Origin of the sequence: Mycobacterium sp. pUA109 (assembly GCF_041287095.1) — a bacterium.
Taxonomy (GTDB): domain Bacteria; phylum Actinomycetota; class Actinomycetes; order Mycobacteriales; family Mycobacteriaceae; genus Mycobacterium.
This window is the reverse complement of the sequence record NZ_JBGGKS010000006.1, coordinates 100,253-121,564: the sequence shown is the minus strand read 5'-3', so window position 1 is coordinate 121,564 and position 21,312 is coordinate 100,253. Positions and strand designations below refer to the sequence as shown.

19 protein-coding genes and 1 pseudogene are annotated in these 21,312 nt (G+C 68.9%); 10 read left to right on the top strand and 10 right to left on the bottom strand.

Annotated features, from left to right (window positions below):
* Positions 1-107 precede the first annotated feature (107 nt).
* The 5 genes from ACAG26_RS09245 to ACAG26_RS09225 form a co-directional block, all read right to left on the bottom strand.
* The gene (locus ACAG26_RS09245; RefSeq protein ID WP_370481487.1) at positions 108-908 is read right to left on the bottom strand and encodes a CbbQ/NirQ/NorQ/GpvN family protein; all 801 of its coding nucleotides are present in this window, start codon (positions 906-908) and stop codon (positions 108-110) included.
* Entirely contained in the window at positions 905-2,422 is a 1,518-nt protein-coding gene (locus ACAG26_RS09240) for a nitric oxide reductase activation protein NorD (protein ID WP_370481484.1), read from the bottom strand. The genes ACAG26_RS09245 and ACAG26_RS09240 overlap by 4 nt, the downstream gene beginning before the upstream one ends.
* Before the next feature lie 117 nt (positions 2,423-2,539).
* A complete protein-coding gene (locus ACAG26_RS09235) occupies positions 2,540-3,148 on the bottom strand; it encodes a TetR family transcriptional regulator (protein ID WP_370481482.1) in 609 nt (202 codons plus the stop codon).
* Between the two features lie 188 nt (positions 3,149-3,336).
* The gene (locus ACAG26_RS09230; protein WP_370481479.1) at positions 3,337-5,274 is read right to left on the bottom strand and encodes a fumarylacetoacetate hydrolase family protein; all 1,938 of its coding nucleotides are present in this window, start codon (positions 5,272-5,274) and stop codon (positions 3,337-3,339) included.
* Between the two features lie 2 nt (positions 5,275-5,276).
* On the bottom strand, positions 5,277-7,547 hold the full coding sequence (locus ACAG26_RS09225; RefSeq protein WP_370481676.1) for an ATP-dependent DNA ligase: 2,271 nt from the start codon (positions 7,545-7,547) through the stop codon (positions 5,277-5,279).
* A 177-nt stretch (positions 7,548-7,724) separates the two neighbouring features.
* Between ACAG26_RS09225 and ACAG26_RS09220 the strand changes: the two genes are divergently transcribed.
* The 3 genes from ACAG26_RS09220 to ACAG26_RS09210 are packed head-to-tail and all read left to right on the top strand — an operon-like array spanning position 7,725 to position 10,961.
* On the top strand, positions 7,725-9,158 hold the full coding sequence (locus ACAG26_RS09220; protein ID WP_370481476.1) for a mannitol dehydrogenase family protein: 1,434 nt from the start codon (positions 7,725-7,727) through the stop codon (positions 9,156-9,158).
* Entirely contained in the window at positions 9,133-10,059 is a 927-nt protein-coding gene (locus ACAG26_RS09215; RefSeq protein WP_370481474.1) for a carbohydrate kinase, read from the top strand. Before ACAG26_RS09220 ends, ACAG26_RS09215 begins: the two co-directional genes overlap by 26 nt.
* Positions 10,060-10,088: 29 nt before the next feature.
* The gene (locus tag ACAG26_RS09210; protein WP_370481471.1) at positions 10,089-10,961 is read left to right on the top strand and encodes a Ku protein; all 873 of its coding nucleotides are present in this window, start codon (positions 10,089-10,091) and stop codon (positions 10,959-10,961) included.
* Between the two features lie 154 nt (positions 10,962-11,115).
* Here ACAG26_RS09210 and ACAG26_RS09205 read toward each other — a convergent pair whose 3' ends face one another.
* Positions 11,116-11,655 carry a TetR/AcrR family transcriptional regulator gene (locus ACAG26_RS09205; protein ID WP_370481469.1) on the bottom strand — a complete coding sequence of 180 codons (540 nt, stop codon included), beginning with the start codon at positions 11,653-11,655 and terminating at the stop codon, positions 11,116-11,118.
* 66 nt (positions 11,656-11,721) lie between these two features.
* On the opposite strand from ACAG26_RS09205, the gene ACAG26_RS09200 reads away from it, so the two are divergent.
* The 4 genes from ACAG26_RS09200 to ACAG26_RS09185 all read left to right on the top strand — a co-directional run bounded on the left by ACAG26_RS09200 (position 11,722) and on the right by ACAG26_RS09185 (position 16,328).
* Positions 11,722-12,690 (top strand): aldo/keto reductase, encoded by a 969-nt coding sequence (locus ACAG26_RS09200; RefSeq protein ID WP_370481467.1) that lies wholly within the window; start codon positions 11,722-11,724, stop codon positions 12,688-12,690.
* Positions 12,691-12,761: 71 nt separating this feature from the next.
* Positions 12,762-14,279: an MFS transporter gene (locus tag ACAG26_RS09195; protein WP_370481466.1), complete on the top strand. Its 1,518-nt coding sequence runs from the start codon at positions 12,762-12,764 to the stop codon at positions 14,277-14,279.
* Positions 14,280-14,365: 86 nt separating this feature from the next.
* Entirely contained in the window at positions 14,366-15,157 is a 792-nt protein-coding gene (locus ACAG26_RS09190) for an SDR family oxidoreductase (protein ID WP_370481464.1), read from the top strand.
* Between the two features lie 94 nt (positions 15,158-15,251).
* Positions 15,252-16,328, top strand: coding sequence for a diacylglycerol kinase (locus ACAG26_RS09185; RefSeq protein ID WP_370481462.1), 1,077 nt, complete (start codon positions 15,252-15,254; stop codon positions 16,326-16,328).
* Between the two features lie 49 nt (positions 16,329-16,377).
* On the opposite strand, the gene ACAG26_RS09180 is transcribed toward ACAG26_RS09185, so the two are convergent.
* Entirely contained in the window at positions 16,378-16,587 is a 210-nt protein-coding gene (locus ACAG26_RS09180) for a hypothetical protein (RefSeq protein ID WP_370481458.1), read from the bottom strand.
* Positions 16,588-16,755: 168 nt separating this feature from the next.
* On the opposite strand from ACAG26_RS09180, the gene ACAG26_RS09175 reads away from it, so the two are divergent.
* The 3 genes and pseudogenes from ACAG26_RS09175 to ACAG26_RS09165 all read left to right on the top strand — a co-directional run bounded on the left by ACAG26_RS09175 (position 16,756) and on the right by ACAG26_RS09165 (position 19,249).
* Positions 16,756-17,976: an Nramp family divalent metal transporter gene (locus ACAG26_RS09175; protein WP_370481456.1), complete on the top strand. Its 1,221-nt coding sequence runs from the start codon at positions 16,756-16,758 to the stop codon at positions 17,974-17,976.
* Positions 17,976-18,407, top strand: a pseudogene (locus ACAG26_RS09170) (gamma-glutamylcyclotransferase family protein); the annotation flags it as partial. The gene ACAG26_RS09175 and the pseudogene ACAG26_RS09170, both read left to right, overlap by 1 nt.
* A gap of 23 nt (positions 18,408-18,430) precedes the next feature.
* Positions 18,431-19,249 (top strand): LLM class F420-dependent oxidoreductase, encoded by an 819-nt coding sequence (locus tag ACAG26_RS09165; protein ID WP_370481454.1) that lies wholly within the window; start codon positions 18,431-18,433, stop codon positions 19,247-19,249.
* 13 nt (positions 19,250-19,262) lie between these two features.
* Here ACAG26_RS09165 and ACAG26_RS09160 read toward each other — a convergent pair whose 3' ends face one another.
* The 3 genes from ACAG26_RS09160 to cynR all read right to left on the bottom strand — a co-directional run bounded on the left by ACAG26_RS09160 (position 19,263) and on the right by cynR (position 21,286).
* On the bottom strand, positions 19,263-19,763 hold the full coding sequence (locus ACAG26_RS09160) for a nucleoside deaminase (protein ID WP_370481450.1): 501 nt from the start codon (positions 19,761-19,763) through the stop codon (positions 19,263-19,265).
* Between the two features lie 19 nt (positions 19,764-19,782).
* A complete protein-coding gene (gene cynS, locus ACAG26_RS09155) occupies positions 19,783-20,253 on the bottom strand; it encodes a cyanase (protein ID WP_370481447.1) in 471 nt (156 codons plus the stop codon).
* A gap of 148 nt (positions 20,254-20,401) precedes the next feature.
* Positions 20,402-21,286: a transcriptional regulator CynR gene (gene cynR, locus ACAG26_RS09150; protein ID WP_370481445.1), complete on the bottom strand. Its 885-nt coding sequence runs from the start codon at positions 21,284-21,286 to the stop codon at positions 20,402-20,404.
* Positions 21,287-21,312 lie beyond the last annotated feature (26 nt).

Here is a 21,312-nt window from a genome sequence, read left to right as displayed (position 1 = left end):
GCTGGATCAAGAACATCGTCAGCAGCCAGCCATAGGCGAAGAGCTGGAACGCGATCATCGCGCGTTTGCGTTTGTGGTCTTGGTCATTCACGGGCGGGGTCCTTTCCTCACCGTTGCGTCGGTGATCCGTCGGGGGCCGACAGGGTCGCTGCGGCAATCTCGCGCAACCCGTCGGACACGGCGCCGTCGCTGCTGAGCGGCGCCAGGATGCAGGCGTCGGCGGCCTCGAGTTCTGCTGCGCCGGCAGCGATCAGCTGGGCCGCGGTGACCAGCACCCGGGTGGACGGCGGTTCGAAATGAAACGCGTCGTCGGCGCGGCGGATGCTGGTGGCGCAGGCCACCAGCCGCTGCGCGGTCGGTAGGTCGATGCCGGCCTCCTTGACCAGCACTTCGGCCTCTCGATCGGGCGCCAGGTAGTCCATGGCCAAGGTCACGAAGCGTTGCCGGAACGACGGTTTCAGCTCCTTGAGCGAGCTCCGATACGCCGGGTTGTAGGAGCAGACGAGCATGAACGACTCCGGCGCGTGCACCACTTCCCCGGCCCGATCCAGATACAGCGCGCGCCGGTGGTCGGTCAGCGAATGCAGGATGGCCAGCGAATCGTGCCGGGCTTCGACCACCTCGTCGAGGTAGCAGATTGCGCCGTCTTTGACCGCCCGGGTCAGCGGGCCGTCGGTCCACACCACGTCACCGCCGGTCACCAGGAACCGGCCCACCAGATCGGAGCTGGTCAGGTCGTCGTGGCAGCTGATGGTGACCACCGGCCGACCCAGCAGGCCGCCCATGTGCTCGACCAATCGGGTCTTGCCGCAGCCGGTGGGGCCGGTGAGCATGACCGGCAGCCGCTGCTGAAAGGCCCGCTCGAATAACGCGATCTCGTTGCCGGTGGCGTAGTAGAGGCCGGTCACGCGGCCACCAACTCGCGATGCACGTGGGCCAGCACCCGCGGCAGCTGCTCGACCCGCCGGATGCGCTGGGACCGCCGCGGCCCGAACACCTCCGGCAGCGGGTCGACCCGGGTGGGCCCGACGCCGAGGTAGTACACGGTGACGCCGGCCTCGCCCGCTTCCTGCACGGCGTGCGCGACGTCGGCCCAGGCGTAGCGGCCCTCGTAGCCCTCATCGGACATCAGGCCGTCGCCGATCACGATCAGCAGCCGCCGCTCCGACGGCTGGGCCAGCAGTCGGCTGGTCAAATGCCGCAGCGGGGCACCGAGCCTGGTGTAGCCGCCGGTGGCCAACCCGGACCCGCTGGGGTCGACGGCATGGGTGTCGTCGAAGTCCTTCAGGCACCGCACCTCGACGCGGTGCCGGGTGTTGCCGCTGAACACGAAGATGCCGTGGCGTTCCCGGGTCAGCGTCATGGCGCGGGATAACGCGTCGGCGCAGGCCAGCTCCAGCCGGAAGACCCGGCCGCCGTGTATGCCCAGCGACGAACTGCCGTCCAGCAGCAGCGCGGTGGTGACGTCGCGGCAGCTGGGCAGCAGGTCGCGGAACACCCGCGGCTGGGCGGCGGTGCCGGTGCGGGCGTCGACGTAGTGGCTCACGTAGCGGTCGATGTCCAAATCGGATCCGTCCTCCAGGCCGGTGCGCATCGCGCGGTGGGTGTGCTCTTCGAACCAGCGACGCAGCTCCGGGGGGACCGCCACCGAGCGCCGGCCCCGCGCCGCGTGCCTGCGCTCCAGGACCGCGACATGATCGGTGAGAAACCGCTGCGTCCAGGCGTTCCACTCCGGGTACGGGATGCCGGCGCGCTGATCGGGGCGGATTTCGATGTCGTCGTTCTCCGGGCGGCTCGGCGGCGGCAGGTTCGGATTGCGCACGCCCCCTTCGCCGCCCACCGGCACCGACATCAGCCGCTTGGCGTCCTTGCGCGGCGTGGTCCACGGCATCCGGCCGTAGGCACGCCGGATGGCGGTGCCCAGCGCGCCGTGCGCCGCGGCGGCCAGCGGCAACTGCCCGAGCAGCGGGTAGCCGGGCAGTGGCTGCCGGGACCGCGCCAATTCCGCAGCGCGGTGCAGCATTTCGTCGCCGCCCAGGTCGGGGTCGAGGGGCTCGACGCCGGGCAGCACCCGCCGGGTTTCGGCCAGCAGCCCCGGCCACCGCGCGGCGACCCACCCCAGCGCGACACCGCCTTCCACCAGCGTTAGCGCCGCGCGGCGCCGCGGCGAATACTCATGCAGCGGATACCGAGCGATGCGGTCCTTCGACGGCGAACACTGCAGCGCCACACCGCAGGTCACGGTGCGCCGGGTCCAGTCGGGCACCGGCGCCGGGTACGGGACCTGCACGAGGTTTCGGGCGGGGTTCAGCCCGAAGCTGCGCCGGTCCCCGGAGATCAGCCGCACCCCCACCCGGCGGCGGTCCGACAGGGCGACCGCGGTCAGCGCACAGCTGCGCTCAACGGCTAACGCGGTGGACATGGTCAGAACGTGCCGATGTTGCTCATCATCCAGTACCAGAACGCGACCATGCCGCAGATGGCGCCCCAGGCCAGCAGCAGGCGCAGGATTTCTTGCCACATAGGTCAGGTCTCCCTCTCATCGAGCTTCCATGCCCCGCAGCGCGGTGGCGACGAACGTGTCCAACATGTCGGCGCGGAGCGCTTCGGACGTCCGCGTCGTGGTCAGCAGCGAATACAGCCCCAGCAGGAAGAACACCGCGCTGTGGAAGGGGTCCACCTCCGCGCCGGCCTCGCCGGCGTCGCGGGCGCGCTCGAGCTCCCGAACGACCAGCACGATCAGCGGGTGGTCGGTCCAGTCGTCGTCCGGTGGCCGGTTCGACGAGAAGTGCAGGGCCAAAAAGTCTTTGAACAACAGGCTGCCCAGCCGTTGTTCGAGCGCGGCCACCACCCGCACCACCTCGGTCAAGGCCGCCGCCAGGTCGTGCGGTGATTCCAGGAAACGCGCGAACTCGTCGGCCAGCCGTTGTTCCTCGCGCCGTTCCAGCTCGAACAGCACGTGTTCCTTGGTCGGGAAATGGAAGTAGAAGGTGCCGTGCGCGACGCCGGCGGCGGCGACGATGGCGCCGACGTCCGCCTCGGCCATCCCGGCGCGTTTGAACTCGGTCAGCGCCGCCCGCAACAGGCGCTGACGCGTCTGCAGACGCTGCGCCTCCCGTGCGGATGGCTTCTCGGTCACTCGCGGCATGGTCCGCTCTTTGTAGCCGATTGGCTGACTGGAGTCAATGACTTGAGTCAGTAATGTGGGCGCGCAGACCTGTCGGCAATCGGTACAACGCCCTCGTCAGCGCGTCCGCGAATCAGGCCGTTCGTGACTGTGCGGCGCCATACGCCCACGCGGCGAAAAGCGTATGAAACGGCACAGTCGGCGCAATTTCACCTGCTGCGTTTGGCTAGCCACTCGGCCTGCAGGCCCAGCAGCGCCATCAGCTCCAATCGCGGTGTGTCGGCGTCGAGTTCGCGGTAGCGCTGATACACGTTGACGACGACGCGTTCGGCGTCCAGCCAGGCCGCATACTCACCGAGGTCGATGGCGTCGGCGGCCTCGGCGAACGACAGGCCCTTCCGGTGGGCTGCCTCGGCCTGCTCGGCGACGTGCAGCAGGTAGCCGCGGACCGCGCGGATGCCGTCCGGGTCGGTGATCGGGCCATGGCCGGGCACCACGGTGGGCGCGTCCAGCGCGATCATCGCGTCGCAGGCCGCCACCCAGTTGGCGATCGGGCCGGCCCACACGATCGGGGTGCAGCCGATGAACAACAGATCCCCGGCGAACAGCACCCCGGCGTCGGGGACGTGCACGACCGAGTCGGCGGCGGTGTGCGCCGGCCCCAGGTTCAGCACCCGGATCGGCCGGCCGCCAACCTCGATGCTCAGCTGGTCCTCGAACGTCTGGTCGGCGTTGCGCAGCCGGATCCCACTGAAATCGAAGGGGCCGAAGCGATCCCGGGCGTAGCGGGTGGCGACCGGGCCGAGGTCGGCGGTCTGGGTCAAGGTCAGCATCTCCGGGGCCATGCCATGCGCGATCTCCGCGGCGGTGCCGGCGGCGGCGATGATGCGCACCGAGCGGTCCAGCAGTTGATTGCCGTGGGTGTGGTCGCCGTTGGAGTGGGTGATCACCGCGTCGGTCAGCGGCGCCGACGAGGTCAACGGCCGCATCGCGGCCAGCATCTCCCGGGTCAACGGCAGGTCGAACAGCGTGTCGACCAGCAGCGACGCGCCGTCACCGACCACTAGCCCGGCGTTGCTCCAGCCGTAGCCGCCGTCGGGCAGCGTCCAGGCCCACACCCGGTCGCCGACCTGGTGCAGCCCGCGGGCATACGGAATCTTCGCCGGCGCCGGGTTCACCCGGGCGGCGGGCGGGCCGGCGTCCGGGTTGGGTCGCGGCGGCAGCGGGTGCGGGACGGGTGTGGCGCGCACGGTTTGCCGGGTTTCGCCGAGCCCTTGCACCCGCAGGGTGACCACGTCGCCGTCGTGCAGCCAGCCCGGGAAGGCTTCCGGCGCGGTCAGGTTCAGGTGTTCGACCAGGGTGCAGGTCGGCACGGTGCCGGAGCCGACGACGTCGCCGGGGGCCAGGGTCACCCCGCGCGACGCGTAGGAGATGACTTCGCCGAAGCTCCAGTCCATCGTCGCGGTCGACCCGGAGCCGATCACGGTGTCGTTGACCAGCGCGGTGACGCCGAGGCTGAGCTTGTCGCCGTGGCGGTAGGGTTCCAGCTCATCGGGGGTGACCAGGTAGGGGCCCAAGGTGACGCCGCTGTCCTTGCCCTTGGCCTGCCCGATGCCCAATTGGCTGTCCAGTTGCTGCAGGTCGCGCGCCGACCAGTCGTTGAAGATGGTGTAGCCGATGATCGCGGCTTCGGCTTCAGCGACCGACAGATCCTTGCCGGCCACCCCGATCACCGCCGCGATCTCCAATTCGAAGTCCTGCCAAGCGCTTCCGGGCGCCATCGGCGCGTCGTCGTAGGGGCCCAGCACGGTGGCCGGGCAGGCGAAGTAGAACGCCGGCACCCGGTACCAGGTGTCCTTGAGCACCCGGCCCCCGCCCATCGCGGCCTGACAGTTGCGCATGTGCTCCAAAAAGCACAGCGAGTCCCTAATCGACGGCGGCCGCGGGATCGGCGCCATCAGCGTCACCTCGGCCAGCCGCGCCGTGGCCGGGGCCCGCAGCGCGTCCTGCCCGGCGCGGCGCAGCCCGGCGGGGCCGCCCCGAATCAGCTCCAGCAGCGTGACACCGGCGGGCAGCGGGTGGATCGCCTCCCCGGACAACACCCCGGTGCGTTCACCCACACCGTCCCGATAGGTCACCCAGCGCATCACTACCTCCTGTCTTCCCGGACCACCTGGTCCGGTGTCTTGTCCGGCCGCAGGCCCCGCCAACTGGGTTGGCGCAGCCGACCGTCCGACGTCCATTCGCTGTAGCGCACCTCACCGACCAGGGTCGGCCGGACAAACGTGACGCCCTTGGCGTCCTGGGTGCCCAGCGGGGCGTTGAACGGTGAGTCGTCGGTGTGCAACGGCGCCAGGGTCTTCTTCAGCCGGGCCAGGTCGCGTTGGGTGAAGCCGGTGCCGACCCGCCCGACGAACCGCAGCCCGCCGCGGCCGGGAATGCCCATCAGCAGCGACCCGATACCTCCGCTGCGGCCACCCTCGCCGGCGCGCCAGCCGCCGATGACGACCTCCTGGGTGTTCCAGTGTTTGTCCTTGACCCACGACGTGGCCCGGCGACCCGGCTGGTAGGGGGACTCCCACTTCTTGGCGACCACCCCCTCCCAGCCCCGGTCGCGGGAGTAGTCCAGCGCCGCGGCGCCGTCGCCGGGCAGCAGCGGCGGAACGATCAAATCGGTTCCGGCGGCCAGCGTTTCCAGCAGACGCCGCCGATCCCGGTAGCTGGCCCGCAGCAGCGACCGGCCGTCCAGATACAGCAGATCGAATGCCCAGAACTCGGTTCGGGCGCTGCGCCCGCGGTTCTGCATCGCGGTGAAGCTGGGCACGCCGGCGTCGTCGAGCACCACGACCTCGCCGTCAAACACCACCCGATGGTCGGCCACGGCGTCGGCCACCGACTGCAGCTGGGAGTATTCGGCGGTGACGTCGCGCCCGCTACGCGACCGCAGCCGCAGGTTCGCGTGGTCGGCCTCCACCAACAACCGGTAGCCATCCCACTTGCCCTCGAACGCCCACTGCTGGGCGGTCAGCTCCGCCACCGAGCCTTCGCTGGCCAGCATCGGGGACAGCTCCTGGAAGCCGAACACCTTCTGATCCTTCATCCGGTGCGCCAGCCACTGGTCGCCGTTGGTCTGAATCAGCGCGTACCGCCCGGAGATCCGGTCACCGTGCAGGGTGACGATCACCTCCCCGTTTTCGCCGGTGTCGCGGAACTTCTCGGTGTCGTAGGTGCCGGCGTCCCAGATGAGCACCCGGCCGGCGCCGTACTCCCCCTTGGGAATGGTGCCCTCGAACGTCGCGTATTCCAGCGGGTGGTCCTCGGTGTGCACGGCCAGATGGTTGACCGCCGGGGTGTCGGGCAGGTTCTTGGGCACCGCCCAGCTCACCAGCACCCCGTCGCGCTCTAGCCGAAAGTCGTAGTGCAGCCGGCGGGCGTGGTGCTCTTGGATGACGAACCGGTCGTTGTTGCCGGCGGGGGTGACGGACTTCGGCAATGGTTCGGGGGTCTTGCCGGCATTGCGCATGCCGCGGTAGATGTCGAGCCGGTCGGCGGTGCCCAGATCGGCGTCCAGCGCCGCCAACAGGTCACCGTGCGCGCCGATCCGGTCCAGCATTTCGTCGTAGCGCAGCTGCCGCAGCTTGGGGTCGTCGAGTTCGGCCCAGCTGCGGGGCGCGGCCACGGTGGGCTGCTCGCGGCCGCGCAGCGAATACGGGGCGATGGTGGTCTTCGACCCGTTGTTCTGGCTCCAGTCCACGAACACCTTGCCGGCCCGCACACTCTTGGTCATGGTCGAGGTGACCAGCGTCGGTGCCTCCTGCTCGAGTTGCTGCGCAATGCGTTTGGCCAGCACCACGGCGCCCCGGCTGCTCACCGGTTTGTCCAGCGGGACATACAGGTGCAGCCCCTTGCTGCCGCTGGTGAGCGGGAAGGTGCTCAACCCGATGTCGCCGATCAGCTCCCGGATGGTGCGCGCCAGGTCGGCCAGCTGGGCCATGGTCACGTCCTCGCCGGGATCCAGGTCGAAGACCAACCGTGTTGCCGGGCCGGGCTTTCCGCCGACGAACCGCCACTGCGGCACATGCACTTCCAGGGCCGCCTGCTGCGCGATCCAGGCCAGCGCCGTGGTGTCGTCGAGGATCGGGTAGCTGGTGGTGCCGGAGCGGTGCGCGACGGTGCCGCGGCGCAGCCAGTCCGGTGCGGAGTCGGCCAGGTTCTTCTCGAAGAACGACGGCTGCTCGACGCCGTTGGGCCAGCGCTTGCGGGTCGCCGGGCGCCCGGCGATATGCGGCAACATCACCTCGGCGATGCGCGTGTAGTAGTCGAAGACGTCGGCCTTGGTGGTTCCGCTGGCCGGGTACAGCACCTTGTCGGCGTTGGTCAGCTTGACCCGCGGACCCGATGTCGCACCCGGTGGCCACACCTGCGTCGACGTCACCGCTCCATGTTCCCGCACCGGGTGCCGGATTCGCGTTGAGTCTGCGCCTACCACGCGGGTCACTCGCACTTTCGCCTGGTGCACGCAGAGTGAATGTGGGTTCACGGTGAACGCCGGCGAGCCCGCCGACCGTGGCGGCATGATGAGCGCTGTGGACCCGTCATGAAGCTGACCAACGCGGCACTGGGCCGGCTGCCGATCCCCGCACCGGGCTATGACCGCAGCGAAATCGGGATCGGCATCGCGCATTTCGGTGTCGGCGGGTTTCATCGCGCGCACCAGGCCGCCTACCTGGACCGGTTGCTGGACCAGGGGCTGGCCCGGGACTGGGGAATCTGCGGGGTCGGGGTGCTGCCCGCCGACCGCCGGATGCGTGACGTGCTGCGCGCCCAGGACGGGCTGTACACGCTGGTGGTGCAGCATCCCGATGGCCGGCGCGATCCGCGGGTGATCGGCTCGATCGTGGACTACCGCTACGCGCCCGACGACCCGCAGAAGGTGATCGAGCTGCTCGCCGCGCCCGGCACCCGGATCGTCTCGCTGACCATCACCGAGGGCGGCTACCAGGACCCCGACGGGCCCGCGTTCGCCCTGATCACCGCGGCCCTGGCGCGCCGGCGCGACCGTGGCCTGACCGCGCCGACGATCATGTCGTGCGACAACATCGAACACAACGGCGAGGTGGCGCGCCGGGCGGTGACGATGCACGCCGAGCGCCGGGATCCGGGGTTGGCCGACTGGATCACCGAGCACGCCCGGTTCCCGAACTCAATGGTGGACCGGATCACCCCGCTCACCACCCCCGATGTCGCGGCCGCGCTGGACCGTGACTGCGGCGTCGCCGACGGCTGGCCGGTTGTCACCGAGCCGTTCAGCGCCTGGGTGCTCGAGGACGACTTCGCCGCCGGCCGACCGCCGTGGGAGCGGGCCGGGGTGCTGCTGGTCGACGATGTGAGTCCGTACGAGTTGATGAAGCTGCGGCTGCTCAACGCCGGCCACCAGTGCCTGGCCTATTTCGGCTACCTGTGCGGCTACCGGTGGGTCGCCGACGCGGCAAACGACCCGCTGCTGGCCGAGTTGCTGCGCGGCTACTTTGTTTCCGAGGCGGCGCCGACGCTGCACCCGGTGCCCGGGATCGACCTGGCCGAGTATCAGCGCACCCTCATCGCGCGGTTCGCCAACCCCGGCGTGCGCGACACGATCGCGCGGCTGTGCGCGCACGCGTCGGACCGCATCCCCAAATGGCTGCTGCCGGTGATCCGGGCCAACCTGGCCCGCGGTGCACCGATCCGATTGGCGGCCGCGGCGGTCGCAGCCTGGGCGCGGTACGCCGAGGGCATCGACGAGCGGGGCCGGCCGATCGAGGTGGTGGACCGGCTCGCCGAGTCGCTGGTGCCGCTGGCCCGGTCACAACGCAGCCACCCGACCGCGTTCATCGAGAACACCGCGCTGTTCGGGGATCTGGCGGGTCAGCCCCGCTTCGTGGCGGCCTACCGGTGGACACTGGATTCGTTGCATCGCCGCGGGGCGCGGGCGACGCTGGAGGCACTGCTGGGTAAGGAGGGCGCCAGTGGGCAGGGCGCTGGTGATCGGTGAAGCGCTGATCGACGTCGTCGAGCGCAACGGGCAGGTCAGCGGCGAGTACGTCGGCGGCAGCCCGCTCAACGTCGCGGTCGGGCTGGGCCGGTTGGGCCGGCCGGTGGATTTCTGGACCCACATCGGCGACGACCCGCGGGGGCACCGGATCGCCGAGTACGTGCACGCGTCGGGTGCCCGCCTGGTCCCGGCGGGGACGACGGCCGCGCGGACCTCCACCGCCCGGGTCGCCCTGGCCGAGGACGGCTCGGCCGAGTACGCCTTCGATATCGACTGGCAGCTGCCCGGGCCCTCGACGGTGCCGCCACCGCTGCTGGTGCACACCGGGTCGATCGCCGCCGTGCTGGATCCGGGCTGTCTGGCGGTCGCGGCGTTGATCGATGCCTACCGCATCTCGGCGACCGTGACCCTGGACCCGAACGTGCGCCCGGGGTTGCTGCCCGACCCGGTGCTGGGCCGCGAACGCATTGACCACCTCGTCGAACGCAGCGACGTGGTCAAGGTCAGCGACGAGGACCTGCGCTGGATCGACCCGGATCGCTCCGCCGAGCGGATCGCCCGCAGCTGGCTGGCGTCGGGGCCGTCGATCGTGGCGGTGACGCTGGGTGACCGGGGCGCCTTCGCGATGTGCGCGGCCGGGACGGCGCGGGTGGCGGCCCGCCCGGTGCGGGTGGTGGACACCGTCGGCGCCGGGGACGCATTCATGGTCGGCCTGATCGACGCGCTGTGGCAGCGGGGACTGCTGGGCGCGGACCGTCGTGGTGACCTGGCACGGATCGGCCTGGACGCGCTGACCGCCGCACTGGGGTACGCGAACCTGTCGGCGGCCCTCACCGTTGGCCGCGCCGGCGCTGACCTGCCCGATCGGGCCGCCCGGGACGCGGCGGCGCGTCGCGAGTAGATGCCCGGCGATGTGGGCATACTGGCGTTATGCGTTCGATCTGGAAAGGCTCGATCGCCTTCGGGCTGGTCAACGTCCCGGTCAAGGTGTACAGCGCCACCGAGGACCACGACATCAAGTTCCGCCAGGTGCACGCCAAGGACCACGGACGCATCCGGTACAAGCGGGTGTGCGAGGTGTGCGGCGAGGTCGTCGAGTACGCCGACATCGCCCGCGCCTACGAATCCGATGACGGCCAGATGGTGGTGATCACCGACGACGACATCGCGACCCTGCCCGAAGAACGCGGCCACGAAATCGAGGTGCTGGAGTTCGTCCCGGCCAGCGATCTGGATCCGATGATGTATGACCGCAGCTACTTTCTGGAGCCGGACTCGAAGTCGGCCAAATCCTATGTGCTGCTGGCCAAGACGCTGGCCGACACCGACCGGGTGGCGATCGTGCATTTCACCCTGCGCAATAAGACCCGGCTGGCGGCGTTGCGGGTCAAGGATTTCAGTAAGCGCGACGTGATGGTGATCCACACTTTGCTGTGGCCCGACGAGATCCGCGACCCCGACTTCCCAGTGCTGGACAAGAAGGTCGAGATCAAGCAGTCGGAGCTGAAGATGGCCGGGCAGGTGGTGGAGTCGATGGCCGACGATTTCGACCCGGACCGCTACCACGACAGCTACCAGGAAGAGCTGCATGAGCTGATCGAGGCCAAGCTCGAGGGCGGCGAGGCGTTCACCGCCGAGGAGCAGCCCGCCGAGCTAGACGAGACCGAGGACGTCTCCGACCTGCTGGCCAAGCTGGAGGCCAGCGTGAAATCGCGGTCCAAGAAGGCCCCGGCGAAAAAGGCGCCCGCGAAGAAGGCGTCGGCCAAGAAGACTCCCGCGAAGAAAGCGGCAACCAAGTCCTGACCGCGGATGCCGGCACCACCGAACCGTTAACTGACGTACTTGTTGAACCAGTCGGGCACCTAGGGGTGCACACCGAAGTAGTTGTAACCGTCGAATCGGCGGGTGGTGAGAGTGCCAGGACCTAGGTACCAGCAAAGCCCCTTTGACTTCCCGGCTACAACGGCAAGCGCACGCCGTCGAGAAACGTCGCCACCACGGCCTCGGTGGCCGCCTCCGGGGTGAGGACACCGTCGATGGCGAGCCACATCGCCCGCTCGATGAGCGCGGTGAACATCTCGAACAGGGCGTCACCGGGTAAATCGCCCCGCAGCACTCCGTCCTCGATGCCGCGGGCCATCACCTCCCGCACCGGTTTGATCACCCGCTCTTTCTCGGCAGGATCGTGGTACGCGTCGAGCTGGCTCATCACGGCGGCGTACTTGGCGCCGGTGCGCACGAAGACCGCGGTCAGCCTGGCGATCGCGCGGTCGGCCGCAAGCTCGTCCAGATTGGCCGCCTCGATCCCCTCGGCCAGCTCGGCGGCTCCGCTGTCGGCCACACCGCGCAGCAGCGACTCCCGCGTGGGGAAATACCGATACAAGGTGGCGCGCCCGACGTCGGCTTCATCGGCGATGTCGGCCATCGCGGCGTCGGGGCGCTGACCGAGAACCCGCGCCGCGGCGTCCAGGATTGCCGTGCGCATCCGATCAGACATCCCCCAACGATACCGCGTGGGCTCATTATGAGACATAAATGTCTCATAATGGTGTAGTGTTGCCTCATGGCCACGCGAGAACTCGGACGCACCGGAATCCAGCTCTCCCCGATCGGCTTGGGCTGCATGCAGTTTTCCGGCGGCGGGCTGATCTCCACGCTGTTCTTCCCGCCGATCAAGCAGGACCAGGTGGACGTGATCGTCAAGACCGCGCTCGACGGCGGGATCACCTGGTTCGACACCGCGGAGATGTATGGCCGCGGCGCGTCGGAGCGAAGCCTCAGCACCGCGCTGACCCGGGCCGGCATCAAACCCGGCGACATCACCGCGGCGACAAAGTGGGCGCCGTTCGGCCGGACCGCCAAGAGCATTGCGCGCACCATCGACGATCGACTCACCGCGCTGGACCCGTTCCCGGTGGACCTCCACCAAATCCACACGCCCTACGGCAGTCTCTCACCGATGCGCGCCCAAATCGGTGCCATGGCACGGCTCGCCCGGGCCCACGAGATCGGCGCCGTCGGCGTCAGCAACTACTCGGCCCGACAGATGGAGATCGCCCACGCGCAGCTCGCCAGACATGGAATCCCCTTGGTCAGCAACCAGGTTCAGATCAACCTGCTGCACCGCAAGATCGAAACCAACGGGGTGCTCGACACCGCGCGACGGCTCGGGATCACGCTGATCGCGTATTCACCACTGCGCAACGGGCTGCTGACCGGCAAGTATCACGACGACCGCACGCTGGTCGCCACCATGCCGCGCACGCGCCGTGCACTGTTCTCGGAGAAGAACCTTGACCGCACCGCACCGTTGATCGACGCGTTGCGTCACATCGGCATCGCACACTCGGCCACGCCGGCCCAGGTCGCGCTCGCCTGGCTGCTGACCTACTACGGCGACACCGTCGTTGCGATCCCCGGTGCATCCAAACCGCACCATGCCGCCGAAGCCGCCGGCGCCATGGCGGTCACGCTGAGCCCGGAGGAAATGCAGCGCCTGGCCGATGTCTCCACTCAGGTCACCCAGCCCTAGCGCATCGCGCAGCGAGATCCCGACCACAGTTGATAGCCAATCAATATAGCTACCCTATATATTTCTAGGCGATGATTGGTAGCCAACACGAAACACGACACGAGACAAGTTTTTTCCGGCAGCCGAAGTCGGTGTGGGCGGTCGCGTTCGCTTGTGCGGTGTCGTTCATGGGTATCGGCCTGGTGGATCCGATCTTGCCGACGATGGCCAACGACCTGCACGCCACGCCGGCGCAGGTGTCGCTGCTGTTCACCAGCTATCTGCTGGTCACCGCGGTGGCGATGCTGTTCACCGGCTGGATCTCGTCGCGGATCGGCGCCAAGAAGACCCTGATCACCGGGCTGGTGGTGATCGTCGTATTCAGCGCCCTGGCCGGATGCGCCGACGGCGTCAACGGCATCATCGGTTTTCGCGCCGGGTGGGGGCTGGGAAACGCGCTGTTTATCGCGACCTCGCTGGCGGTCATCGTGGGAGCGGCCAGCGGCGGGTTCGCGGGCGCGATCATCCTCTACGAAGCCGCGCTCGGCCTGGGCATCGCACTGGGCCCGATGGTCGGCGGTGTACTCGGCGGGATCAGCTGGCGGGGACCGTTTTTCGGGGTCGCCGCGCTGATGGCGGTCGCCCTGATCTGTGTGGTGACCTTGCTTGCGCCCACCCCACCACCGCCGGTGCGCGCGTCGATCTCCGAGCCGATCACCGCGCTGCGCCACCGTGGCCTGTTGACCACCTCGCTGACGGCGCTGCTGTACAACTGGGGCTTTTTCACCGTTATGGGCTATGCGCCCTACCCGATGAAGATCGGCGTGCATGAACTCGGGTACGTGTTTTTCGGTTGGGGCGTGCTGGTCGCAATTTTCGCGGTGTTTGTCGCGCCATGGGCCCAGCGGCGGGTGGGCACCGCCCGCTCGCTGTATCTGACGCTGTTGTTGATGGCGGCCGACGTGGCGGCGATCGGGTATTGGGCGGACCGACCGGCGGTGATCATCGGCTGCGTCATCGTCAGCGGCGCATTCATCGGCATGAACAACACCTTGGTGACCGGCACCGTGATGCAGGTGGCGCCGGTGCCCCGGCCGACCGCGTCGGCGGCCTACAGCTTCCTGCGGTTCATCGGCGGCGGCCTGGCACCGTGGGTCGCCGGCGTCCTGGCCGCACGCCATGGCGACGCCTTGCCGTTCTATGTCGGCGCCAGCGCGGTGCTGCTCGGGGTGCTGGTGCTGGCCACCGCGCACAAGCTGGTCAACCGGGCCCATGCCGACACCGAGGAAGAGGCCGAACAGGCCGCCGAAGAGCTCGTCGAGTCCGCCGAAGGCGATGTGCTGCACGGGCACATCCACGACGCCGACGGATTGCCGGTCGCCGACGCACAGCTGACCCTGGTCGACGGCGCCGGCCGCCACGTCGCCCGCGGCCGGTCCAGCCAGGACGGCTACTACCACCTCGTGGGCTCGGGCGACGGCAGCTACCAGCTGATCGTCGGGGCCACGGGTCGTCCGACCCAGACCCGCCCGGTGGACTTGGGCGGCACCCCAACGCAGCTGTCCCTACAGTTCGATGACAGCGGCGCCCTCGCTGGCCGCGGCGCCTAGCGAATCGCCACCGCGCCCGAAGCCAGAACTAGAACACGTTTCACAAAGCCGCCACGCGCACGGCCGACCCTTGCTACGGTGGCGCGGTGATCCTGGACAAATTTCGACTCGACGACAAAACTACGGTGGTCACCGGCGCGGGACGGGGGCTCGGCGCGGCCATCGCGCTGGCCTTCGCCGAGGCCGGCGCGGACGTCGTGATCGCCTCACGAACCCAGTCCGAACTAGAGGCCGTCGCCGAACAGATCCGCGCGACGGGGCGCCGCGCCCACGTCGTGGTCGCCGATCTGGCCCATCCGGAGGACACGGCGAAACTGGCCGGACAAGCGGTCGAGGCGTTCGGCAAGCTCGACATCGTCGTCAACAACGTCGGCGGCACCATGCCCAACGCGCTGCTGAACACCGCCACCAAAGACCTCAAAGACGCGTTCACCTTCAACGTCGGCACCGCACATGCGCTAACCACCGCCGCGGTGCCGCTGATGCTGGAGCATTCCGGGGGCGGTGCCATCATCAACATCACCTCGACCATGGGGCGGGTGGCCGGTCGCGGGTTCGCCGCCTACGGCACCGCGAAGGCCGCGCTGGCCCACTACACCCGGCTGGCCGCGCTGGACCTGTGCCCGCGGATCCGGGTCAACGCCATCGCGCCGGGCTCGATCCTCACCTCGGCGCTGGACATCGTGGCCTCCAACGACGAACTGCGGACCCCGATGGAAAAAGCCACCCCGTTGCGCCGCCTCGGCGACCCCGGCGACATCGCCGCGGCCGCGGTGTATTTGGCCTCCCCCGCCGGCGGCTACCTGACCGGCAAGGTGCTCGAGGTCGACGGCGGCATCACCTTCCCCAACCTCGACCTGCCCCTTCCCGACCTGTGAGGACGTAACCAATGGCCACCGCCAACGACGATGCAGTGGGGGCACCCCCAGCCGCGCAGCGGCGAGGGGGACGAAGCGATGAGGAGGAGTGGCGATGACACTACGTGTCGCCCAGATCGGCACCGGCAATGTCGGTGTCCACGCACTGAGATCACTGGTCAGCAACCCGGAATTCGAGCTCACCGGGGTGTGGGTGTCCTCGGCGGCCAAGGCCGGCAAAGACGCCGCAGAGCTTGCCGGGCTGGACAGCTCAACCGGGATCACCGCCACCACCGATTTGGCCGAGGTGCTTGCCACCCGACCACAGTGCGTGGTCTACACCGCGATGGCCGACAACCGGCTGCCCGAGGCGCTCGAGGACTTCCGGCGCCTCCTGGCCGCCGGGGTCAACGTCGTCGGCAGCAGCGCGGTGTTCCTGCAATATCCGTGGCAGGTGCTTCCGCCGGAACTGCTCGCCCCGCTGGAAGAGGCAGCGCGCGCGGGCAATTCGAGCCTGTTCATCAACGGCATCGACCCGGGGTTCGCCAACGACCTGCTGCCGCTGGCACTGGCGGGAACCTGTCAGAACATCCAGCAGATCCGCTGCATGGAAATCGTCGACTACGCCACCTACGACAGCGCCACCGTGATGTTCGACGTGATGGGCTTCGGCAAGCCGATCGACGACATCCCGATGCTGCTGCAACCCGGCGTGCTGAGCCTGGCCTGGGGTTCGGTGGTGCGCCAACTCGCCGCCGGCTTGGGCATCACCCTCGATGAGGTGACCGAGACCTACGTGCGCGAGCCAGCGCCCGAAGACTTCGACATCGCCTCCGGCCACATCGCCAAGGGCAGCGCGGCGGCGCTGCGCTTCGAGGTGCTCGGGATGGTCGACGGCGCGCCGGCGGTCGTCCTCGAACACGTCACCCGGCTGCGCGAGGATCTGTGCCCGGACTGGCCGCAGCCCGCCCAGCCCGGCGGCTCCTACCGGGTCGAGATCACCGGCGAACCCTCCTACGCGGTGGACCTGTGCCTGTCCAGTCGCAACGGCGACCACAACCACGCCGGGCTGGTGGCGACCGCGATGCGGGTGGTCAACGCCATCCCCGCGGTGGTGGCCGCCGAACCGGGAATCCGGACCACCTTGGACCTGCCGCTAATCACCGGGCGGGGGTTGTACAGCGCCGGCTGATCAAGGTTCTTGTGGCGATGACGTCATCGGGCAACGGTGAGTGGACGCGTCAACGTTCGTGAAGCTCGTCGCGGGACCAGGTGATCAGGCCGAGTTCGCCGATACCCTCGCGCATCTTCTGACGCTCGATCTCCCACGCCTCGTCGTAGTCGCGCACCTCGTCGACGAATTGCTCAAGCAGCCGCGCAACCAGGCTCGATAAGGACATGTCGCGCTGCGCGGCCAGCACCTTCGCGCGCCGCACCAACTCTTTGGGCATCGAGTGTGATGTTCTTCGTCGCCACAGTGATCCAGTTTGGCACTGGATCACAGGTACATCCGGTTTTCCTCTCCAGGCCAGCAGGAATCCGGACCGGCACCGGAGTTGGAGAAACGATTCGGTTGCCCTAACTTTCTTATTCGTAGGTCCGGATAGAAAGAGGGTCGGTTGGCGCAGGACACCCAGGCACCGGTGAAACCGAGCTGGTATCTGCTCGGTCCGGCGTTCGTCGCCGCCATCGCCTACGTCGACCCGGGTAACGTCGCGGCCAACGTCAGCGCCGGCGCGAAGTTCGGCTTCCTGCTGGTGTGGGTGATCATCGCGGCCAACGTGATGGCCGGGTTGGTGCAGTACCTGTCCGCCAAGCTGGGACTGGTGACCGGGCGGTCACTGCCGGAGACCGTCGGCGCCAACAGTCGGCGGCCGACCCGGATTGCCTACTGGCTGCAGGCCGAATTGGTGGCCATGGCGACCGACCTGGCCGAGGTGGTGGGCGGCGCGATCGCGTTGCACCTGATTTTTCACCTGCCGTTGCTGCTGGGCGGCCTGATCACCGGCGTGGTGTCGATGGCGCTGCTGGTGATCGGTGACCGGCGCGGCCCCCGGATCTTCGAACAGGTGACCAGCGGCCTGCTGGCGATCATCGCCATCGGGTTCCTGGCCAGCCTGGTGGTGGCGCCGCCCCCGCCCACCGAGGTCGCCGAGGGCCTGCTGCCCCGGTTCGATGGCACCGAAAGCGTGCTGCTGGCCACCGCGATCCTCGGCGCCACCGTGATGCCGCACGCGGTGTATCTGCATTCCGGGCTGTCTCGGGACCGGCACGGCCAGCCCGAGCCCGGCCCGTCGCGCCGGCGGCTGCTGCGGGTGACCCGCTGGGATGTCGGGCTGGCGATGCTGGTGGCCGGCACGGTGAACCTGGCCATGCTGGTGGTGGCCGCGACCAACCTGCGCGGGCATGACACCAGCGGGTCCATTGAGGGCGCGCACGCCGCGGTGGGTGATGCCCTCGGCCCGACGGTCGCGCTGTTCTTCGCGATCGGGCTGCTGGCCTCCGGCCTGGCGTCGACGTCGGTGGGCGCCTACGCCGGGGCGATGATCATGCAGGGGTTGCTGCGGGTGACGGTCCCGCTGTTGTGGCGTCGCGTGGTCACCCTGATACCGGCGCTGGTGATCTTGGCCGTCGGCGTGGATCCCAGTCGGGCCCTGGTGATCTCTCAGGTGGTGCTGTCGTTCGGCATCCCGTTCGCGCTGGTGCCGCTGATCCGGCTGACCAGCGACCGCACGCTGATGGGCGCCGACGTCAACCGGCCGCTGACCTCGGCGCTCGGCTGGATCGTCACCGCGGTGATTAGTCTGCTTAACATGGCCCTGATCTACCTCGCCCTTTGATGCCGGCCCACGCCTACTTCGCGTACGGGTCCAACCTGTGCGTGCAGCAGATGGCGCGGCGCTGCCCCGACGCGGTTCACCCGCGTCCAGCGGCGCTGGCCGAGCACGACTGGCTGATCAACCAGCGCGGGGTCGCCACCGTCGCCCCGTTCGCCGGCTCCCGCGTGCACGGGGTGTTGTGGCAGGTGTCCGACCACGACCTGGCGACCTTGGACAGCGCCGAGGGGGTGCCGGTGCGCTACCGGCGCGACCGGCTGACCGTGCACACCGCCGACGGCCCGGCGCCGGCCTGGGTGTACATCGACCATCGGGTGCATCCCGGCACGCCCCGACCGGGATACCTGGAACGCATCGTCGACGGCGCGACGCACCACGGGCTGCCCCAACCGTGGATTGACTTTCTGCGCCGCTGGGATCCCGCCCAGTGGCCCCGGCAGCGATGAGGAGGTAGTGGGTGGCCAGGGAGTTTCGCTTCGGCGTCGGCATCCGGGGGGCCAAGTCGGCGACCGCGTTGCAGGAAAAGGCGCGACGCCTGGAGGATTTCGGCTTCGACGTGCTCAACGTCGCCGACCACCTCGGTGCGCCGGCACCCTTCCCGCTCCTAGCCGTGGCCGCGGCGGCAACGACGACGATCCGGCTGGGCACCTATGTGCTCAACGCCTGCTTCTACAAGCCGGCCCTGCTGGCCCGGGACATCGCCGAGGTGGATCTGCTCTCCGACGGCCGCCTCGAGGTCGGCCTGGGCGCCGGCTATGTCCGCGAGGAATTCGAGGCCGCCGAGTTGCCGTTCCCCAGCGCCGCACGCCGCATCGAGTACCTCGAGCATGTGACGGCGTACCTCGGCACGCACCAACCGAACCTGCCGATCCTGATCGCCGGCAACGGTGACCGGCTGCTGACGGTGGCCGCGCGGCACGCCGACATCGTTGGGCTGACCGGGGCCCGCGTCGCCGATGCGGATGATCCGCTGGCCGAACGGATTTCTTTCGTCCGCAACGCCGCCGGCAACCGGTTCAGCGCGCTGGAGCTCAACCTGGCGATCACCGCGGTACCGGCCGATAACTCCGGAATGCCCGACCTGTCGTTGACCCGGCGATTCGCGCCGACGCTGTCCGACGAGCAGCTGCTGGAGATGCCCGCGGTGTTGTCGGGATCCCCCGGCGACATCGCTGACCGGTTGCGGGGGTATCGGGACACCTATGGGCTGACATACTTCACCGTCCAGGAGAGTCACGCCGAGGGCTTCGCGAAGGTCATCGCCGAACTGTGCTGACCGGCCGCGGTGATCAGCCCGCGGTCGGCGCCCCGGGGACCCGACGGTCGCCGTGGTTGCGGTCCTGCCACAGCCGGTAGACGTCGACCGCGCCGTCGCGGGGTTCGTGGCGCATGGGCAGGCGGCGCTGATCCCAGGGCTTGGCGAACTCGTCGTAGAAAGTGTTGAGCTCGAAGTACTTTCGGTCGTCGACGTAGTGGGGCTCGTAGGCCTCGCGGGTGGTCAGGAAGACGACCTCGTCGGGCGAGCAGTAATACAGCGCGCCCAGGCACATCGGGCAAGGCTGGGCCAGGACATAGATGGTGGTTCCGGTCAGGTGCTCGGTGCCCAGCTTGGTGCAGGCCGCACGGATGGCGAGGATCTCCGCGTGCGCGGTGGGGTCGTGGGTCTGGGCGACCTGGTTCGCGCTTTCGGCCAGGATCGCACCGTCTTTGACGACGACGGTGGCGAACGGGCGTCCGCCCTGCTCGACGTTGCGGCGGGCGAGATCGATGGTGTGTTGTGCGAAGTCCATTGCGGTCCTTGAGGGGTGATCAGAACGGTTTGGTGGGCAGGTACTTGCCGTCGAGGGTGATCACCGCGCGCTCGCCACCCTCGGGATCGGCAACCTTGCGCACGTCGAGTTTGAAGTTGATGGCGCTGATGATGCCGTCGCCGAACTGTTCGTGGATCAGCGCTTTCAGGGTAGTGCCGTAGACCTGCAGCATCTCGTAGAAGCGGTAGATCGTCGGGTCTGTGGGTATCCCACCGGGAATTGAGCCGCGCAGCGGGATGGCCTGCAGCAGGGACGCCGCGTCGTCACCCAGGTCGAGTAGCTCGGTCACCGCGGTGGCGGCCTGCTGTGGCAGCGGGTGCTGACCGAGGACGGCGGCGGTGACGTAGGCGGTCGAGTAGCCGGCGGCCTCGGCGATCCGCTGCCAGCTGAGGTCTTTCGCGGTCTTGGCCGCGACGGCCGCGACCGCTACCGCCTGGCGAGCGGTGGGGTCGCACTGCGCGTGCACCATGGTTTCTCGTTCCTCTCGAGTCGAATCGCCGCCAACCGGCGGAGTGGCCTATTCGGCCTGACGAACTCCAGGGTGCGTGGTCGCGACTATAGAGTCCAATACTTAATTCGCCTCGAAGCCATAGATGCCGCCAATACTGCGGTCGGGGTCACTGCTCACCTGCGTCGGCGTGCACGACCTCCGCGAATGCCCGGGCGGCGGCCGAGTGGTAGGCGGAGCCGCGCCGCAGTAACTCCACGGTCCGGGTGGGCAGCGGCGGGGCCAGCGGCACCGGCTGCAGGTCGGCGTGCTCACGGGTGATGGCATCGGGGAGCACGGTGGCCAGCGATCCGCGCCGGACGAAGTCCAGCAGCGCGCTGATCGAGTTGGCCTCGATTGCGATGTCCGGCGCGACCCCGCGGTCGGCGAAGTAGGCGTCGATGTGCAGTCGCGTCGCAAAGTCGCGGCTGAGCAGGCCCAACGGCTCGCGGCCGAGCCGGCGCACCGGTAGCGGTCGCGGCGCCGCCGCCAACGGGTGCTCCGCGCCGACCACCAGGCTCAGCGTCTCGGTGAACAACACGGTGGACTCGATGCTGGTGGCGTGCTGGCCCGCGAACGCGATCCCGAGATCGAGGCGGTCGGCCAGCAGGTCGGCTTCGATGCTGTCCTGGGTCGTCTCCCGGATGGCGAGGGTGATGCCCGGGTAGGCGGCGCGGAACCGATGCACCAGCGGCCCGATCAGATAGGCGGTGAACGTCGGCGTCATCGCCACCCGCAGGTGGCCCCGCGAGAGATCCTGCACGTCGTGCACCGCGCGCTCGGCGGCGTCGAGATCCCGCAGGGCGAGCCGGGCGTGCTGCGCGTACGCCGCGCCGGCCTCGGTCAGCCGGACCGTCCGCCCCGACCGGTCGAGCAACTCCACCCCCATCGCGCGCTCAAGCTGCTTGACCTGCTGGGAGAGCGTCGGCTGAGAGATGTGCAGCGCTTGGGCCGCGCGGGTGAAGTTGCCGTGATCGGCCACCGCGAGCAGATACCGGATGTGGCGCAGCTCCATCGAACAACTATAGGCAGCGCCAATTG

Excerpts from the sequence above, each read along its gene's own strand:
- ACAG26_RS09240 (WP_370481484.1), bottom strand. The coding sequence starts at position 2,422 with ATGTCCACCGCGTTAGCCGTTGAGCGCAGCTGTGCGCTGACCGCGGTC.
- ACAG26_RS09235 (WP_370481482.1), bottom strand. The coding sequence starts at position 3,148 with ATGCCGCGAGTGACCGAGAAGCCATCCGCACGGGAGGCGCAGCGTCTG.
- ACAG26_RS09230 (WP_370481479.1), bottom strand. The coding sequence starts at position 5,274 with ATGCGCTGGGTGACCTATCGGGACGGTGTGGGTGAACGCACCGGGGTG.
- ACAG26_RS09220 (WP_370481476.1), top strand. The coding sequence starts at position 7,725 with ATGAAGCTGACCAACGCGGCACTGGGCCGGCTGCCGATCCCCGCACCG.
- ACAG26_RS09210 (WP_370481471.1), top strand. The coding sequence starts at position 10,089 with ATGCGTTCGATCTGGAAAGGCTCGATCGCCTTCGGGCTGGTCAACGTC.
- ACAG26_RS09205 (WP_370481469.1), bottom strand. The coding sequence starts at position 11,655 with ATGTCTGATCGGATGCGCACGGCAATCCTGGACGCCGCGGCGCGGGTT.
- ACAG26_RS09200 (WP_370481467.1), top strand. The coding sequence starts at position 11,722 with ATGGCCACGCGAGAACTCGGACGCACCGGAATCCAGCTCTCCCCGATC.
- ACAG26_RS09195 (WP_370481466.1), top strand. The coding sequence starts at position 12,762 with ATGATTGGTAGCCAACACGAAACACGACACGAGACAAGTTTTTTCCGG.
- ACAG26_RS09185 (WP_370481462.1), top strand. The coding sequence starts at position 15,252 with ATGACACTACGTGTCGCCCAGATCGGCACCGGCAATGTCGGTGTCCAC.
- ACAG26_RS09180 (WP_370481458.1), bottom strand. The coding sequence starts at position 16,587 with ATGCCCAAAGAGTTGGTGCGGCGCGCGAAGGTGCTGGCCGCGCAGCGC.
- ACAG26_RS09160 (WP_370481450.1), bottom strand. The coding sequence starts at position 19,763 with ATGGACTTCGCACAACACACCATCGATCTCGCCCGCCGCAACGTCGAG.
- cynS (WP_370481447.1), bottom strand. The coding sequence starts at position 20,253 with ATGGTGCACGCGCAGTGCGACCCCACCGCTCGCCAGGCGGTAGCGGTC.
- cynR (WP_370481445.1), bottom strand. The coding sequence starts at position 21,286 with ATGGAGCTGCGCCACATCCGGTATCTGCTCGCGGTGGCCGATCACGGC.